This is a genomic window from Roseixanthobacter finlandensis, from assembly GCF_043195105.2.
Classification (GTDB): Bacteria; Pseudomonadota; Alphaproteobacteria; order Rhizobiales; family Xanthobacteraceae; genus NCEH01.
Genome location: NZ_CM195536.1, coordinates 4,880,703 through 4,896,406 on the forward strand (window position 1 = coordinate 4,880,703; position 15,704 = coordinate 4,896,406).

Here is a 15,704-nt window from a genome sequence, read left to right on the forward strand (position 1 = left end):
CTTGTCTCGTTTCGGCAGATCGGGTGCGGAACACCTCAGCCACGGAACATGTCGCGCGGCGTGAAGGTCATGTCGATGGTGCGCCAAACCTCGTATTTCGAGGGCGGCAGGAAGGAATAAGGCGAGCAGCGGCGGATGGCGCGGATCGCGCTTTCCGCGAACGCGGGTCCATAGGGCGAGGCGGAGCCTTCGATCAGAACCGGGTTGCCGATCACCGAACCGTCCTGATTGAAGTTCACGCGGATCAGCACCTGCATGTCCTGCGCCTCGGCCGCGCCCACGGGCGGGTTCCAGCATTCGCGCAGGCGGGCCCGCAGCGCATCAAGCTCGTTCTGGGTCAAGGTCGCGGCGACGCCCGCCGTCGCGCCGAGCGAGGCGGTGTGGGAAATCGCGTCGGCCGCGGCCGCATTGCGCTGGGGCGTGCGCTTGTCCAGCAAAGCGGCGATCTTGTCCACGTCGAACTTCTGGTCGGTGGGCGTCTTGGCGTCGGCCACCTGCTTGGGGACTTCCTTCGGCGGATCGGGCTTTTTCGGCGGCATCGGCGGGGCCTTGGCCTCCTGCTTCTGCTCTTCCTTCTTCGGCGCGGCCTTCAGCGCCTCGTCGGCCTTCGGCTGCTCGGGCGTGGGCTCGGGCGGCTTCTCGGCCTTGGGTGGGGTCGGGGTAGGCTTCTGCTCCTCCACCTTGGGCGGCGGCGGAGGCGGAGGCGGCGGCACGGCCGCGCTCGGCTGCACCTCGGCCTTGTCGGTGACCTTAAGGTCGGGATTGTCGGCGGGCTTGGGCGTATCGACCTTCTCGGCCACCACTTTCGGCGGCTCGGCCTTCTTGCCCTTCTGGTTGCCCTTGGTGAGTTGCGACAGGTCGGAGGCGGAAATCACGTCCACCGCCACCGTCTCGGGAGGCGCGTCAAAGGGTCTCGGGCCCGAGAAGGACACCAAGGCGAACACGAGGACGGCCCCGTGCGCTATGGATGATGCGGTTAAGCCGACGCGCATCCTGATCCTTCTCAGCCCCCTTGCTCGACCTCGGTCACCAGCGCGACCCGCTTGAATCCGGCACCCGAAAGGCGGCCCATGACGCGCATCACGGTGCCATAGTCCACCTTCTTGTCGCCGCGCACGAAGATGCGCTCGTCAAATCCGTTCTTGGCGATGGCCTGGAGCTTGGCCACCAGGTCGTCCATCTTGATCTCGGTGTCCTGGATGAAGATCTGGCCCTTGTCGTTCACCGAAATGGTCAGCGGGTCCTTGTCCTGGTCCACGGACTTGGCCTGGGTCTGCGGCAGATCAACGGGCACGCCCACGGTCATCAGCGGTGCCGCCACCATGAACACGATCAGCAGCACCAGCATGACGTCCACCATGGGCGTCACGTTGATTTCCGCCATGACGGAGACCCGGCGCCGGCGCGAGCGCCGTCCTTGCCATCCCCCCGCGCCGCCTGCCGACATGCCCATGGCGCGCCCTCAGCCCCGTTCGTCGATCTGGCGCGACAGGATCGCGGAGAACTCGTCGGCGAAGCCTTCGAGACGCTGCGCCTGCCGGCCCGCCTGGGAAATGAACTTGTTGTAGAAAATGGTCGCGGGAATGGCCGCAACGAGGCCCATCGCTGTCGCGAACAAGGCTTCCGCGATGCCCGGCGCCACAACCGCGAGGCTCGTGTTCTTCGAGGCCGCGATCGATTGGAACGAGGTCATGATGCCCCAGACCGTGCCGAACAGGCCGATGAAGGGGCCGGCAGAGCCCACCGTCGCCAGCACCAGCAGCCGGTTTTCCAGCCGCTCCATCTCGCGGGCGATGGTCACGTCCATCACTTTTTCTATGCGCTGGTTCAGCCCGGCGAAGGAGCGCGCGCCGCCCTCATAGGTGCGTTTCCACTCCCGCATGGCCGCGACGAAGATCGCCGCCATGGCATGGTTGGGCCGCCCGGCGAGCGAGCGATAGAGGTCTTCCAGGCTCTGGCCGGACCAGAAGGCCTGCTCGAACGTGTCCATGGCGCGGCGGTTGCGGCCGAACGCCAATGTCTTGTCGATGATGATCGCCCACACCCACACGGAGGCCGCGACGAGGCCGAGCATCACCAGCTTGACGACGATATGGGCCTGCATGAACAGGGTGATGAGCGATATGTTCACGCTCGGCGCATCGAGGGCGCCGCTCGTCACGGGAGCGGCCAGGGGCGGGGCATTGCCCGTTCCCTGTGCCAGAGCGGTGGCGCAGGAGAGGGCCAGCAGCGCCGCCGTCGCAAGGAGGAGCCGCTTCATCGGCCGCACCGCGCGTTCTCGCCAGACATCATCTCATATCCTCGGCTTCGCGCGCATGCAGCGCGAGTTGCAATGCGTGCGCCTGCAGCTTCCGTTTTGAAGAGTGCGGGTTCTTTGACCGGCGGACTCTGTCCAAACTTTGACCGCGCTGGATTTTCGCCGCGTCGCAGCAGATCGCGCGACGCTACGACAGAGAACACACGATCATGCTTAAGGAAGCGTTAGCGCTGCGCTGCACCGTCCTGCGCCGCGCGTTCCGCATCGGCCAGCGTCGCCTTGCGCAGGGCATCGGGAATGCGGCGCGCGCGCCCCTGGGAGACAAAGGCCACGCGCACATTGGCTGAGACCAGCAGCTCGCCGTTCCGCCGCACGCTCTGCCCCAGCATGATGGAGGCGCCGGCCACTTCCTTGGACAGCGTCACCACCTCCAGCACGTCGTCGATGCGGGCGGGTTTGAGAAAATCGAGCTGCATGGAGCGCACGACGAAGTGAAAGCCCGGCGCCTCCGCCGCGGCTTCCGCGAACAATTCGCCCTGCGCCACCCCCAGCAGGCGAATATAATCGGAGCGGCCACGCTCCATGAATTTCAGATAATTGGCGTGATAGACGATGCCGGAGAAATCGGTGTCCTCATAATAGACCCGCAGGGCCAGCGCGTGGCCGCCGGGAATGAGGCGCCCCGACAGATGGGGATGCGCCTCCAATTCCCCCGGTGCCGTCGCGCGTTCGCCGCTGATGTCGTTCTTCATGCCGTCTCTCTCGCCGTTTGCGCCCGTCAGCCCCTGCGCCCCGCCGCATGCGCGGGACGGCGACAAGACCTACTCTTCCTCGTCGAACAGAGGCAAGGCGGAGGATGGTCGCTGCGGCTCCGGCAGGCCGAGATGGCGGTAGGCGCCGGAAGTGAGCATGCGGCCGCGCGGCGTGCGCTGGATGAAGCCCTTCTGCACCAGGAACGGCTCGACGATCTCCTCGATGGCGTCGCGCGGCTCGGACAGTGCCGCTGCCAGCGTATCCACCCCCACCGGGCCGCCGGCATAGAATTCGGCGATCACGTTGAGATAGCGCCGGTCCATGGCATCGAGCCCGGCGCCATCCACCTCCAGGGCCGAGAGCGCGCGGTCGGCGATGGCGCGGTCGATGGTCTCGACCTCCGCCACCAGGGCGAAATCGCGCACTCGCCGCAGCAGCCGCCCGGCGATGCGCGGGGTGCCGCGCGCGCGTAGGGCGATTTCCCGCGCCCCGTCCGCCGCAATCCCGATGCCGAACACCCGCGCGCCGCGCGTGACGATGAATTCCAGTTCCTCGACCGTATAGAAGCCGAGCCGAACCGGAATGCCGAACCGGTCGCGCAGCGGCGTGGTCAGCAGTCCGGACCGCGTGGTCGCGCCCACCAAGGTGAATTTGGGCAGCGAAATCTTCACCGAGCGCGCTGCCGGCCCCTCGCCGATGACGAGGTCCAGCTCATAATCCTCCATGGCGGGATAGAGGATTTCCTCCACCGCCGGGGACAGGCGATGGATTTCGTCAATGAAAAGAACGTCGCGCTCCTCCAGATTGGTGAGGATGGCGGCAAGGTCGCCGGCCTTGGCGATCACCGGGCCGGAGGTGGAGCGAAAGCCGACCCCCATCTCCCGCGCCATGATCTGGGCGAGCGTGGTCTTGCCCAGGCCGGGCGGGCCGACGAACAGCACATGGTCCAGCGCCTCCTGCCGGACGCGCGCGGCCTTGATGAAGATTTCCAGGTTTGCCCGCGCCTGCGCCTGGCCCACGAAATCGGCGAGCCGCTGCGGCCGCAGCGTCATGTCGGCGGTATCGTCGTCGCGCTTTTCCGGCGTCAGGAGGCGTGGGTTCATGGGGCCTTGTGCCATCGGGCCATATGGAAATCTAGCAGGTCACACGGGGCGGCGCAGATCATTTCGCCAGCTCGCGCAATCCCAGCCGAATCAACGTCTCGGTGGTCGCGTCCTCCCCCGCCCCGCGCGCGGCCGCAGCGATCGCCGCCGCTGCCTGGGGCTGGCCATAGCCGAGATTGGTGAGGGCGGAGATGGCGTCCGCCACCGGTGCCGGTACCCGCGCGCCCGCGATCTTGCCGGCCAGCTGGGCCAGCGCGGGATCAAGGCCGGAGAGCGCCGGCGTCTTGTCCTTCAGCTCGGTGACAATGCGCGTCGCCACCCGCGGGCCGACGCCGGGCGCCCGCGCAACCGTCGCCTTGTCGCCCAAGGCGATGGCCTGCGCCAGTTCGGCCGGGCGCAAGGTGGACAGCACGGCGAGCGCGGTCTTGGTGCCGATGCCCTGCACCGCCTGCAACAGGCGGAACCATTCGCGCTCGCTCTCGCTGGCGAAGCCGAACAGGCGGATCATATCCTCGCGCACGAAAGTTTCGATGAACAGGACCGCCGCCTCCCCCGCCTGCGGCAGGCCCTGGAGCGTGCGGGTGGAGGCATGGACGAGATAGCCGACGCCATGGACATCGAGGATCACATGGTCCTCGCCGAGGCTGTCGATGACGCCCTTGAGCTTGCCGATCATGATAAAGCCTTCACGCGCCCGTGCCGCTCAGCGACGCCCAGAGAAAAACGAAGGTGGCCACGACGCCGAGGCCGGTGCGCACCATGTGCAATTGCCCCCAGCAGGCGATCAGGTGCGCGCTTTCCGGCCCCGCAAGGGCATCCTCGGTCGCCAGCAGCCGGCGATTGGTGGGCATGATGGCGATGAGGGTAAAGGGCCAGTTCGCCAGCATCAGCACGCCGCCGGCCATCCAGCGCCACTGGCCCGACACAGCAAAGGCGATCGCCCCCAGCAGAAAGCCGAGCAGCGCCAGGCTCGCCTGCATGGCGAAGCCGCGCGCATAGGCCGGCTTCCACTGGCGCAGCTGCGCGGCCGGGTCGAGCCTCGCCCGCGCCGGCTGCTCGGCGACGTTGATATAGAAGGCGGCACCGGCAAACAGTGCCGCGTCCACCAAAGCAAGCTGCCCCCAGATCATGCCACCCCCCTGCATCGCTGCCCTGCGAGCCCCCCGGCCTGCGCCACTCTACAGCGCCGCGCGCCGCAGCGCAGCGGCGCCGCGATGATGGGCATGGGTGATCGCCACCGCCAGGGCATCGGCGGCGTCTTCGGTCTGCGGCGTCGCCTTGGGCAGCAGCACGCCGATCATCATGCGGATCTGCGCCTTTTCCGCCCGGCCGGCACCGACCACGGTCTTCTTCACGAGGAGTGCGGCATATTCGGCCACCGCGACCCCGGCCTGGGCGGGGGCGAGCATCACCACGCCGCGCGCTTGCCCGAGCTTGAGGGTGGAGGCGGGATTCATGTTCACGAACGTCTCTTCAACCGCCGCCTCGTCGGGCGCATGGGCGGCCACGACGGCGCATAATTCCCGGTAGAGCGTCGCCAGCCGCACGGCCATCGCCGCGCCTTCGGGCGGCAGGATGGTGCCGCAGGCGATGAAGGAGAGGCGCGAGCCTTCGGCCTCGATCACCCCCCAGCCGGTCCGGCGCAGGCCGGGATCGAGCCCGAGGATGCGAATCGCATGCTGTTTCATGCGCTCACCATGCGCGAGGCGCGCCCGCGCCGCGAGAGGGATCGCGTCCCGGCGGCGGCGGGGCCGATCGACAGGCCCAGAGCATTTTCGAGCGAAGTGAACACCGGTTCGCGTGAAAAAAATGCGACAACGCAACGAGTTAGAGCATTTCGTCGTTTCCGTGAAACGATGAGATGCTCTAACTTCACGCAAGGACAGCCGACATGGCCGCGCAGGACCCTGGCCCGTGTGTCCGCGGCAATGCCGGTGCGGGGCTCCAGCCGCCGGCCCGGCAGAGAGAGACGAATCCGCCTCTAGGTGCTGGATTTGGCGGAGACGGTGCGCGGCGCCGCCTCATCCGGTGCCGTCTGTTTCCATTCCGGCTTGATGGCGGTGGTATTCGCCGCCTCGTCCACGATGCCGGGGGTGAAGGCGATCACGGCGGCCTGTGCCCGCCGCAAGGTTTCCGCATCCGCCCGCGCGACGATATCGTCGCGCTTGCGGGCGCTTTCCGAATCGCCCTGGTTCGCGGCGAGGGCAAACCATTTCCAGGCCTCGCCGAGATCCAGCGCGCCGCCGAGGCCGCGCGAATAAATCACGCCGAGATTGTGCTGGCTGTCGCGCAGGCCGAGATCCGCCGCCATGCGGAACCAGCGGATGGCCGCCGGCCAATCGGATTTTCCATCCACACCCTCCGAGGCCAGCACGCCAAGATTGTGCATGGCCCGCAGGTTTCCGCGCTCCGCCGCCCAGGTATAGAGCGCGCGCGCCTGCTCGATGTCGCGATTGGTATATTCATAGAGGCTGCCGAGCTGATAGGCGGCCGGAACGGAGCCCTTCGAGACCGCGTAGGACAGCCATTTCACCCCGTTGACCGGGTTCATGTCCGTGCCTTTGCCGTCCACATAGCGCATGCCCACCTCATAGGCGGCGGCGGGATTTCCGCCCAGGGCGGCGGCGCGCAAGGCGGGCGCGCCCACCGGCGGCGGCAGATCGCCGAGCGGGGGGGCATTGACCGGCGGCGGCGCCTTGACGGCAGCAAGCGAGGCGGTTGCGGTGGTGCCCGAAGCGGTCTCCGTCGCGCGCGCTTCCAGGTCCTGCGCGATCCGGGAGAAAGAGCCGGAGACCGTCTCCCCCATGGAATGCGCGAAGCTGGAGAGGGGGCCGGAGAGTTGCGCGGCACCCAGGATCACGATGCCGAGGACGGCGGCGGCGATCGCCACGCGCCCGGCGGCGGGAATGCCCGGACGCTTGCGGCTCGCCGCGGCGCGCTTGCGCGAGGTGCGGCGGGCGTTGCGGATGGCGCGATCCTCGCGCCGGCTGAACAGAGACGTCTTGCCCACCACCGGACGGCGCGTCGAACCGAGCTGCGGCTCGACCTTGCCCGGCGCGCCTTCGGGGAAGGGCGCCCAATGCGGGTCCGGCATCTCGTCGCCGGGAAAATGACGCGGCCTCAGATCGGCGAAATCCGCCGCGTCCAGGGCGCCGTCGAACACCGGGCGCGCGCCGTCGAAGCGCGGCGGCTCCACATCCGGGGCGTGGTCCAAGTCGGGGGCGTGGTCGAAGTTGGGCGCGTGGTCCCGATGGAATGCGCGATCGAGCTCCGGTTCCGCCACGCGATAAGGCGGGCGCACCATTTCCTGGCCCGCCAGTTCCTGATCTGCCAAGTCGCGCAGGCCCAATTCCGCCTCGGCGGAGAAGAACTCCTGGGTCCGGCGCTCGAAATCCTGCTGCCGCGCCTCCAGCGCTGCGAGGCCGCGCTTCAGGCCGATCACCGCCGGCGCGTCATCGCGGGCCGAGAGGCGCATCGCCACCGCCTGTACCGCCTCGGCGGAGACGTCGGCGGAGGCCATGCGAAAGCGTTCCAGCTCCTGCGTCAGCCCGTGTAGATTGGCTTCGATGCCTTCGAGCCGCGCCTGATGCTCGGCGCTGATCTGGACCCGTTCGGCGAGCACGGCGACATGGCGCTCCAGGGCTTCGGCGAGGGGCTGAAGGGTCTCGGCCTGCGGCCCGCCCTTTTCTTCCAGGCGCTCCAGCAGCAAAGCGACCTTCTCCGCCAAGGCTGCGGCGCCGCCGACGGCGCCCACCTGCTCCGACAGGTCGGTGAGGCGGGCGGTCAGGTCCGCAAGCTGCTGCTGAATCGCCGCGCCGGTCGAATCAGTGGCGGGCGCTTCGTCCAGGCGGGCAATCAGGTCGCGCGTGGACCGCTCCATGGCGGCGCCGGTGACGGCGATCCGCTGGACCACATCCTCGCCGACCCGCATGAGATCCGCGCGGGACGCGGCCCCAAGGCCGGCGAGCGCGCCGCCCTCTTCCAGGGCCCGGGCCACCAGGTCCTTCAGTTCCGCAATCTGTTCCTGCAAGCGCGCCAGGGCCTCGGGGTCCACCGCCCGGCTGTTGAGCAGGTCCACTTTCCGGCTCAATCCCTCCATTGCGGCGGAGAGCCCGTCCCTGCCCTCGCCATCCGAGAAAATCCCGAGGCACAGCTTGATATCATTGAGATCTGCCGCGAGGCGGGCCGGCTCGATGGCCTGCACCTCGCTCATCTGGCCGTGCAGATGGGTCAGGGCGCGGCCGATTTCCCGCACCGCGGCGCGCGGCGCGGTTTCGCGCAGATCCTCGCGCAACCGTTCCACCTCGGCGCGCAGGGTCTCGATGGCCGAGGGGGCGAACAGATCGTGCGCGCCTTCGATCCGGCGGCGCAATTCTCCCACCGGATCGGGCTCGTGGACCGGTTCGATGCGGAACTTTCGGGCGGCTGTTTCCAAACGGTCCATGCCCGCCTCCTGCGGCTGGGATGGGGCGAAGCGAAGCGCAACGCCGGGACAAGAAGTTCCGAATCTTTGACGCGGTTTGGTAAACGGTGAGTTAAAGCCCGATTTTCCAGGAATTTGGCGTCGGAAGTAACGGTTACTTTCCCTAAGGGAGCCTGCAACCTTCTCCCTGGGTGAGCCAGGTTTCCCTATGTTCGCAGATGGGTCCAGGACGCCGGTCACCTCGGGCAGCACGCCAGTCTCCGGTTATGTCCTTCGGTCTCAAATCACCTTGCGGGCCTTGGTCGCAGAATGGCGCGATTGCCGCCTCGATCGCGACCAGCTTCAGGAGAGTGTGCATGGACGCAAACGGTTTCGAAATTCGCGAGAACATCGCACAACCCGACCGGACCTTCGGGGCCGCCAATGTCTTCACCATCGGCGATCTGTCGCGCGAATTCGGTGTGACCTTGCGCGCGCTGCGCTTTTATGAGGACAAGGGCCTGCTGAGCCCGCGTCGCGAGGGCCTTGCGCGGCTCTATTCCGCGACCGACCGTGATCGCCTGTCGGTGATTCTCAAGGGCAAGCGCCTCGGCTTCACGCTCGCCGAAATCCGTTCGCTCGTGGCGGCGCATGAAGGACAGAATGTGCAGGATCTCGCCCTCACGCGCGACCGCTGCCTCTCCCAGCTCACCCAGCTGGAGCGCCAGCGTGCCGAAATCGAGGCCGCCATCAGCGAATTGCGCGAGACCGCCGACCGGCTTGCCGCCTGAGCTTGCGCTGACCTGCCGCCGGATTCGGCTGCGGTTGCGTTTCTTCGGATCAAGGCGGGACAGCGGGTCCCGCCTCGAACCCTTTACGATCCAATGCATAATCAAGCAGCCCGGCCCCACGTCCCGCGATCACGGACGCGGCGCGCCCGCTCTGGCTCGGATGGGGTCAGATATAGGCCGAGCGATAAAAATCCTCATTTTCCCCTGCCACCGTCGACAGGTGTAGCGCAAGGGGCGCTGTTTCCGCGGCACTGGCCGGATCCAGCAGGCGCAGGCGCAGCGCCACGAGGCGCTCCACCATCTGCCGCGGCGTCTCCGACAGGGAATATTCGAACGCGCCGGCGCTCCCCGCGACTCGTTCGGGAAAGGCGCCGAGGGGCGGCACCAGAACCGCGCGCCGCGCGGCGAACGCCTCGCTCAGCGTAAAGCTGTAGGTTTCGGGCCAATGCTGGGGGAAGAAGATCAAGTGCGGGTCGCCCTTGGCGATCAGGCCGGGCAGATCCTCCAGCTTGTAGCGCCCGGTCTTCGAGAGCTGCCCGCGCAGGTTTGAGGCCCGTGCATCGAGCTTGGCGGGAAACTCCCCGATCACCTGCCAGTCCAGCGGCGCTTTGATGGCTTGGCTGTATTCGATGCAATCCAGCAGGAACGCCCCGCCCTTATGCTCGGCGAGAATGCCGAGGACGGCGACGCGCAGGGGAATGTCCGCCGCGAGCGGCGGTATCCGGACCGGTTGCGGTCGCCGATACAGGTCGGGCTCGTGCGGCACCACCAGCAGATGGGCCGCAGGCGCGTAGCGGCGGATGCGATCCGCCACGTCGCGCGAAGGGCAGATCACCCGGTCGGCCCGCTCGATCAGGACAATGCCGAGCTCCCGCCACCGGACGATGTCGCGCGAGAACGGCTTGGGCTCCGCCGTAAGGCAGGCGCGGCAGCCCTGCGCGTCGGGTTCGCCGCAATAGGCGCCCGCCTGCGCCAGGTTGATGCGCGGGCAGATCAACGCATAATCGTGGATCGACAGGTCATAGGGCAGGTTCATGAGCGCCAGGAAGGGCGCGAGCTGTTCCATGGCCGTCAGCGCGTGATGCACATGGATGCGCCGCAGGCCGAACGCCCGCAGCAGCGGCGCCACATCGCCGAGCGCGGCGACGCGCATGTCGACCCGCCGTCCGCCGTTGGCATCGGGAATGAACAAGGCCAGCCCGAGATCGCTCCTGCCCTCGACCGGCGCGGCGATGATCAGCGTCAGGGATATGGCGCGCTCCGCCGTATGCGCCATCAGGTCCACCACCTGCTTTTCCGTGCCCCCGCCCCAAGGGTGCAGGATGTGCAGGATCACTGGCACGCCGGACGCGCGAATCAGGCTCGCCTCGATCGCGAGGCGCATCGCAAAGGCGGGGTCCTCGCGCACCCAGCGGGCGACGGCCGTTTCATAATCGGGATGGCGCGCATGCAGGAGTCCGGCCGAATCGCGCTTGCGCGCGGGCGCACTGCCGCCGAAGCTCACGCAGCCCGCGTGGTAGACGAACACATCGCCCGCGAGCACATGGCGCCAGGCCTTCGCGCTGGCGCGGCAGCAGAAGTCGGCTTCCTCGCCATACCCCTTGCCGAACGCGGCCACGTCGAACAGGCCGACATCGTCGAGGCACGCCCGGCGGATGAACATGCAGAACCCGACCGAAGTCGGAATATCCACGCAGCGGCCGGCATTGGCGGCGGCGCAAGCCTGGTCCATCTGGGCGAGCGTGTGGCCCGCCGGCAGGCCCAGCCCTTCGCCGATATCGGGATAGCTGCAGATGGTGGCGTTGTTCGAGAACGGGGTGACGGTGGCGATGCCCGGATCCCCCGCCGCCTGCGCCGCCATGCGGTCCACCCAGTCCCCGCAGACCTCGGTATCGCTGTTGAGCAGGATCACGTCGCGCCGACCCGCCGCGATCATGCCGCGGTTGGCGCTGGCGACGAAGCCTTCGTTCTCCGCATTCACCAGCAGCAGCACGTCCGGAACGGTCTGCGCGACCTGCTCGAGATAGGCGCGCAACGCCGGCTCGGGTCCGCAATCGTCGATGAGGATCAGCGGCCCGAAGGTCGTGTTGTGGGCGCGGGAGGCGAGCACGCTCTCGATGCAGACGCGGGTTTCCTCAAGGCCGGAATGGACCGGCAGCACCACGGCCACCTCGTCCATGGGCAGCAGGTCGAGGCCGATGCGGCGGATCGGCGAGGGCGCGAAGCTTGCAACGTCGAGGGTATGGCGCCGCGCCACCTTCAAGAACGTGAGGTCCTCGGCGTCCACGAGCGGGGCGCCGACCCGCCCTTCTCCCCGCCCCAGGGAAAGGAAGTGCGCCAGCGGGTCCATGCCCAGCGCCGCCACATCGGGATTGGCCGAGAGATACCAGCGCGGATCGAAATCCGGGCTGGGCATCCGCCCTTCCTTGCTGCCGTGTAGCAAATAGTGCAGCAGCGGATTTTCGCCCAATGTCGTCACATCCGGATAGCGCGTGACATACCAGCGGGTCTGGAACGCCGGGTTGGGGTCCCGCCCATCCTTCGCGCCATGGTCCAGATAATGGGTCAGCGGATCGATGCCGGCGGCGCCCACATCGGGATAGCGCCGCAGGTAATAGACCGGGTCGAACAGGTTCGATTGCTCGAGGCGCCTGCGGTTCTTGGCCAGCACATAGGTGGCCGTCCGCACGCCGAACAATTTGGCCACCCGGCTCAGGAGCTGGCGCTGTCCCGCATAAAGCGTCTTCGCCATCTGGCGCAGCAGCCAGGGGACGGAGCGCATCCGCTGAACCTGCTGGAGCAATTGGCGCTCGCTCTGGAGAAGCTCAAGCTCCAGGGTCGCGGTTTGCGCGGCCTCCTCGCGCAGGAGCGTGCGCAGCCGGGCGGCTTCGGCCGCGAGCACCTCGACGCGCGCGCGCGTCACATCGCGCAGCGCGTCCATCTGCGCGGCGCCGGCGGATTCGACCGCATGAGCGGTCTGCAGCGCTTTTGGCGTTCGCGCCAGCTTCAGATCCCGACCCAGGCGGGCGAAGGCCATCTGGATGTTCTGTCGCATGTTTTCGTCCCCCGGCGGATCGAACAGCGCGCGCAGCGGCGCGGCGATCTGGGCTCCGGCGGCGAGGACGCCCAGACCTTCGCCATGGGGGAAGATGAAACTATCGTAACGCGCGCTCAAGACGCGCCATAGATCCGCGTCGCCCGGCGCATCGAGCCCGTGGACCAGGATCACCGCGCCGGGGGACAGGCGTTCGAGCCAGGCATCCAGCACCTCGCCCGCGAGCGCGCCCAGGGGTGCGGCATCGAGGCAGAGCAGATCGATGCTGCCGGGCGCAAACTCCCGCCAGGCCGTGGCGGCGGACGCGAGCACCGCTTCGGAAGCGCGGACATCGTCGCGATTGAACGCGGCGCCGAAAGCCGCCGGCTGCCGCCCCTCGTGATCGCCGTCCCATCCCGAAACGGCGACGCAGCGGGTCGGCAGATCGAGATGCGCGGCGATCTGGAGAAAACACAGGTGAGGATTGGGGGTGCGCCCGCCGAGCGAAACCGCGAGGCGCGGCCGCAGCGTGTCGACCAGCCAGAAACCGAAGGGAAAATGCTCGACGAAGGCCGCAGGCAGGGCCACCTGCGCGGGCTCGAAAAACGCCGGCGTCGTCAGGGCTATCCCCAAAGACAACGAAGAGCCCATTATACCCGTCTCCGATCCCGCCCGCGCCCCCTCGCCCAGACAGTCAAGCCTATGCGTAGCTTTATGCATTTTTCAGGCAGTGCGCGAACTACGGTCGACCTTGGCAAGCTCCGACGACATGCTCGACCCGAAACAGGGCCTCCACCAAGGGCTCGCCCCCCATGGCGCGCGCCGTCCACCGATCTCCGAAGCGCGATTCGGGGAACGGTTTATGGCAATAAGAATGTTCGGAGAATAAATCATTTCCGGGCCGGAGACGCCATTTCTGCGTTTCTATGAAAATTGAGAAAATGCACACTGCTCATGCGAGTCTTGCTTGTACCACCACGCTCCCCCTCGGAACAATCCGCCTTTCATGTTTCCAAAAAACAAGACTGCAAGTGATTTTTGGCCTTTTTATTATATCAATCGAAAATTTCACAATATCTGCGAATTTAAAAACGGGTTTTGGACTGATTTTGATTGTCTAACATTATATATTTTTATGAAAAAACTCTTCCAGAAGTCTATCCATGCATATTTTTCAAATCATATCGGAATTGACCGTCACTGCACGTTTAAGTTGTTCACAACCGTGTTGGAAACAAGCTCACGTTCCTTTTTTTGCAATCTGTCCGGAGAGTATGACATCCTGATCACAGGACCGGAGGTATTATACGATCGCCCTATGCACCCTCGCCGACCCCGCAAAAGTCGGGGCCGCGCCGGCGGAGCACCTGCCGTCACCGTCGGATAACGCCAGGCAACGGTAAGGCCAGGAGACGTGCACGGACAAGGGTTCTCCCACGCGGCGCCAGGGGGAGCGGCTGGTGGTGCGATCGCACCATGACGCAGGGCGCCGTTGCGCCCGGCCGAGGAGCCGCGTCATCACGTCGCCGCAGCGGCCACGCGCAGAGGCGATGTCCGATGCGGTTCGCACGGAGCGGACCCGGCTCGTGCGAACCACATTGGTCCAGGCGTTCAGAGCCCCATCCCGAGAAATAAACCGCGCGAAAACCTCTAGGCGGTCATCTTCGCGACCATTGCGTCCGACAGCTCGAAATTGGCCGTGACGCTCTGAACGTCGTCATTGTCCTCCAGCGAATCCACCAGCCGCAGAAGCTTTTCGGCGGTCTCGTCGTCCACCGCGATATTGTTCTGCGGGCGCCACACAAGGCCCGCCTTGCGCGGCTCGCCGAACTTCAGTTCGAGCTGGCGCTGCACCTCGTTGAGATTTTCCACCGCGCAGATCACTTCATGCCCGTGCTCGGAGGAGGCGACATCATCCGCGCCGGCCTCGATGGCGGCTTCCAGCATGGCGTCGGCGCTGGCCTTGGCGGGGTCGAACTCGATCAGCCCGACCCGGTCGAACATGAAGGAGACCGCGCCGGTTTCGGCGAGGTTGCCGCCCGACTTGGTGAAATAGGAGCGCACTTCGCCCGCCGTGCGGTTGCGATTGTCGGTCAGCGTCTCGACGATCACGGCGACGCCGCCGGGGCCATAGCCCTCATAGCGGATCTCTTCGTAATTCTCGCTGTCGGCGCCGCCGGCCTTCTTGATGGCGCGCTCGATATTGTCCTTGGGCATGTTTTCCGCGCGGGCGGCGAGGATCGCGGCGCGCAGGCGGGCATTCATGTTGGGGTCGGGCAGGCCCATCTTGGCGGAGACGGTGATTTCGCGCGCCAGCTTAGAAAACAGCTTGGAGCGCACCGCATCCTGCTTGCCCTTGCGGTGCATGATGTTCTTGAATTGTGAATGTCCGGCCATGACCGCCTCCGATATCTGTTTGGCCTTAACTCCGCGCACCCATCAGGGGGCGCCGCACGAGCCGGGCCTTCTTGTATGAAGCCGGCCTTATAGGTCGGCCGATGGGCGAAGGGCAAGGAAGCCGCGCAAGGATTCCGTGCCGTCAGCTTTCCCAGAAGCCCGGCCGGGCTTCTTCCAGTACCCCGCCGAGCCGCACCGCCGCGACCTTCACGGCGAGCCCGGTGCGGTCGTCGCTCTCCACCGCAAGACCCGAAAGGCTAGCCGGGCCGGAGGCCGGCTCGAAGCGGCCGGAGCCGATCTTGCGCGTGAAGCGCCGCAAGGGCTCCTCCTTCTCCATGCCGATCACCCCGTCATAGGCGCCGCACATGCCGACATCGGTGCAGAACGCCGTGCCGCCGGAGAGGATGCGGTGATCGGCGGTCGGCACATGGGTGTGCGTTCCCACGACAAGCGTAGCGCGGCCGTCGCAATAATGGCCGAACGCCTGTTTCTCGCTGGTGGTCTCGGCGTGGAAGTCGATCACCGCCGCATCCACCATATGGCCGAGTTCCGCGCCTTCCAGCACCCGGTCGAGGGCCGCGAACGGGTCGTCCAGCGGGTCCATGAAGGTGCGGCCCATGATGTTTGCCACCAGCACGCGGGCGCCGTTCTTGGCTTCCACCAGGATGGCGCCGCGCCCCGGCGTGCCGGCGGGATAATTCGCCGGACGCACCAAGCGGTCCACCCGCTCGATGAACACCAGGGCCTCGCGCTGATCGAAGGCGTGGTTGCCGAGGGTGACGGCATCGGCCCCGGCGGCACGGAAATCCTCATAGATCGCTTCGGTGATGCCGAAGCCGCCGGCGGCGTTCTCGCCATTCACCACCACCAGATCCAATTGCCATTGGGCGATCAGGCCCGGCAGGCGGGAGGTCAGGGCCTCGCGGCCGGGCCGGCCCACCACATCGCCCAGGAACAGAATACGCAT

Annotated in this window: 13 protein-coding genes; 1 reads left to right on the forward strand and 12 read right to left on the reverse strand. The window is 66.8% G+C overall.

Annotated elements, in window-relative coordinates:
• Positions 1-35 precede the first annotated feature (35 nt).
• The 9 genes from tolA to V5G24_RS22810 all read right to left on the reverse strand — a co-directional run bounded on the left by tolA (position 36) and on the right by V5G24_RS22810 (position 8,557).
• Positions 36-944, reverse strand: a complete 909-nt coding sequence (gene tolA / locus V5G24_RS22770; protein WP_394083905.1) for a cell envelope integrity protein TolA — start codon at positions 942-944, stop codon at positions 36-38.
• Positions 945-1,003: 59 nt separating this feature from the next.
• Positions 1,004-1,453: a protein TolR gene (gene tolR, locus V5G24_RS22775; RefSeq protein WP_394083907.1), complete on the reverse strand. Its 450-nt coding sequence runs from the start codon at positions 1,451-1,453 to the stop codon at positions 1,004-1,006.
• A gap of 9 nt (positions 1,454-1,462) precedes the next feature.
• Positions 1,463-2,104 carry a protein TolQ gene (gene tolQ, locus V5G24_RS22780; protein ID WP_509292330.1) on the reverse strand — a complete coding sequence of 214 codons (642 nt, stop codon included), beginning with the start codon at positions 2,102-2,104 and terminating at the stop codon, positions 1,463-1,465.
• Positions 2,105-2,481: 377 nt separating this feature from the next.
• A complete protein-coding gene (gene ybgC / locus V5G24_RS22785; RefSeq protein ID WP_394083911.1) occupies positions 2,482-3,009 on the reverse strand; it encodes a tol-pal system-associated acyl-CoA thioesterase in 528 nt (175 codons plus the stop codon).
• A 69-nt stretch (positions 3,010-3,078) separates the two neighbouring features.
• On the reverse strand, positions 3,079-4,113 hold the full coding sequence (gene ruvB, locus V5G24_RS22790; RefSeq protein ID WP_394083913.1) for a Holliday junction branch migration DNA helicase RuvB: 1,035 nt from the start codon (positions 4,111-4,113) through the stop codon (positions 3,079-3,081).
• A gap of 58 nt (positions 4,114-4,171) precedes the next feature.
• Positions 4,172-4,789 carry a Holliday junction branch migration protein RuvA gene (gene ruvA, locus V5G24_RS22795; RefSeq protein WP_394083915.1) on the reverse strand — a complete coding sequence of 206 codons (618 nt, stop codon included), beginning with the start codon at positions 4,787-4,789 and terminating at the stop codon, positions 4,172-4,174.
• Positions 4,790-4,799: 10 nt separating this feature from the next.
• A complete protein-coding gene (locus V5G24_RS22800) occupies positions 4,800-5,243 on the reverse strand; it encodes an anthrone oxygenase family protein (protein ID WP_394083917.1) in 444 nt (147 codons plus the stop codon).
• Between the two features lie 48 nt (positions 5,244-5,291).
• The gene (ruvC, locus tag V5G24_RS22805; RefSeq protein WP_394083919.1) at positions 5,292-5,801 is read right to left on the reverse strand and encodes a crossover junction endodeoxyribonuclease RuvC; all 510 of its coding nucleotides are present in this window, start codon (positions 5,799-5,801) and stop codon (positions 5,292-5,294) included.
• Positions 5,802-6,094: 293 nt separating this feature from the next.
• Positions 6,095-8,557: an SEL1-like repeat protein gene (locus V5G24_RS22810; protein ID WP_394083921.1), complete on the reverse strand. Its 2,463-nt coding sequence runs from the start codon at positions 8,555-8,557 to the stop codon at positions 6,095-6,097.
• Between the two features lie 335 nt (positions 8,558-8,892).
• Between V5G24_RS22810 and V5G24_RS22815 the strand changes: the two genes are divergently transcribed.
• Positions 8,893-9,306, forward strand: coding sequence for a MerR family transcriptional regulator (locus V5G24_RS22815; RefSeq protein ID WP_394083923.1), 414 nt, complete (start codon positions 8,893-8,895; stop codon positions 9,304-9,306).
• A 166-nt stretch (positions 9,307-9,472) separates the two neighbouring features.
• Here V5G24_RS22815 and V5G24_RS22820 read toward each other — a convergent pair whose 3' ends face one another.
• From V5G24_RS22820 to V5G24_RS22830, 3 genes are all read right to left on the reverse strand, one after another.
• Positions 9,473-12,991 (reverse strand): glycosyltransferase, encoded by a 3,519-nt coding sequence (locus V5G24_RS22820; protein WP_394083925.1) that lies wholly within the window; start codon positions 12,989-12,991, stop codon positions 9,473-9,475.
• A 999-nt stretch (positions 12,992-13,990) separates the two neighbouring features.
• Positions 13,991-14,737, reverse strand: a complete 747-nt coding sequence (locus V5G24_RS22825; RefSeq protein ID WP_394083927.1) for a YebC/PmpR family DNA-binding transcriptional regulator — start codon at positions 14,735-14,737, stop codon at positions 13,991-13,993.
• A gap of 142 nt (positions 14,738-14,879) precedes the next feature.
• Complete coding sequence (locus tag V5G24_RS22830) at positions 14,880-15,704, reverse strand: TIGR00282 family metallophosphoesterase (RefSeq protein ID WP_394083929.1); 825 nt, start codon at positions 15,702-15,704, stop codon at positions 14,880-14,882.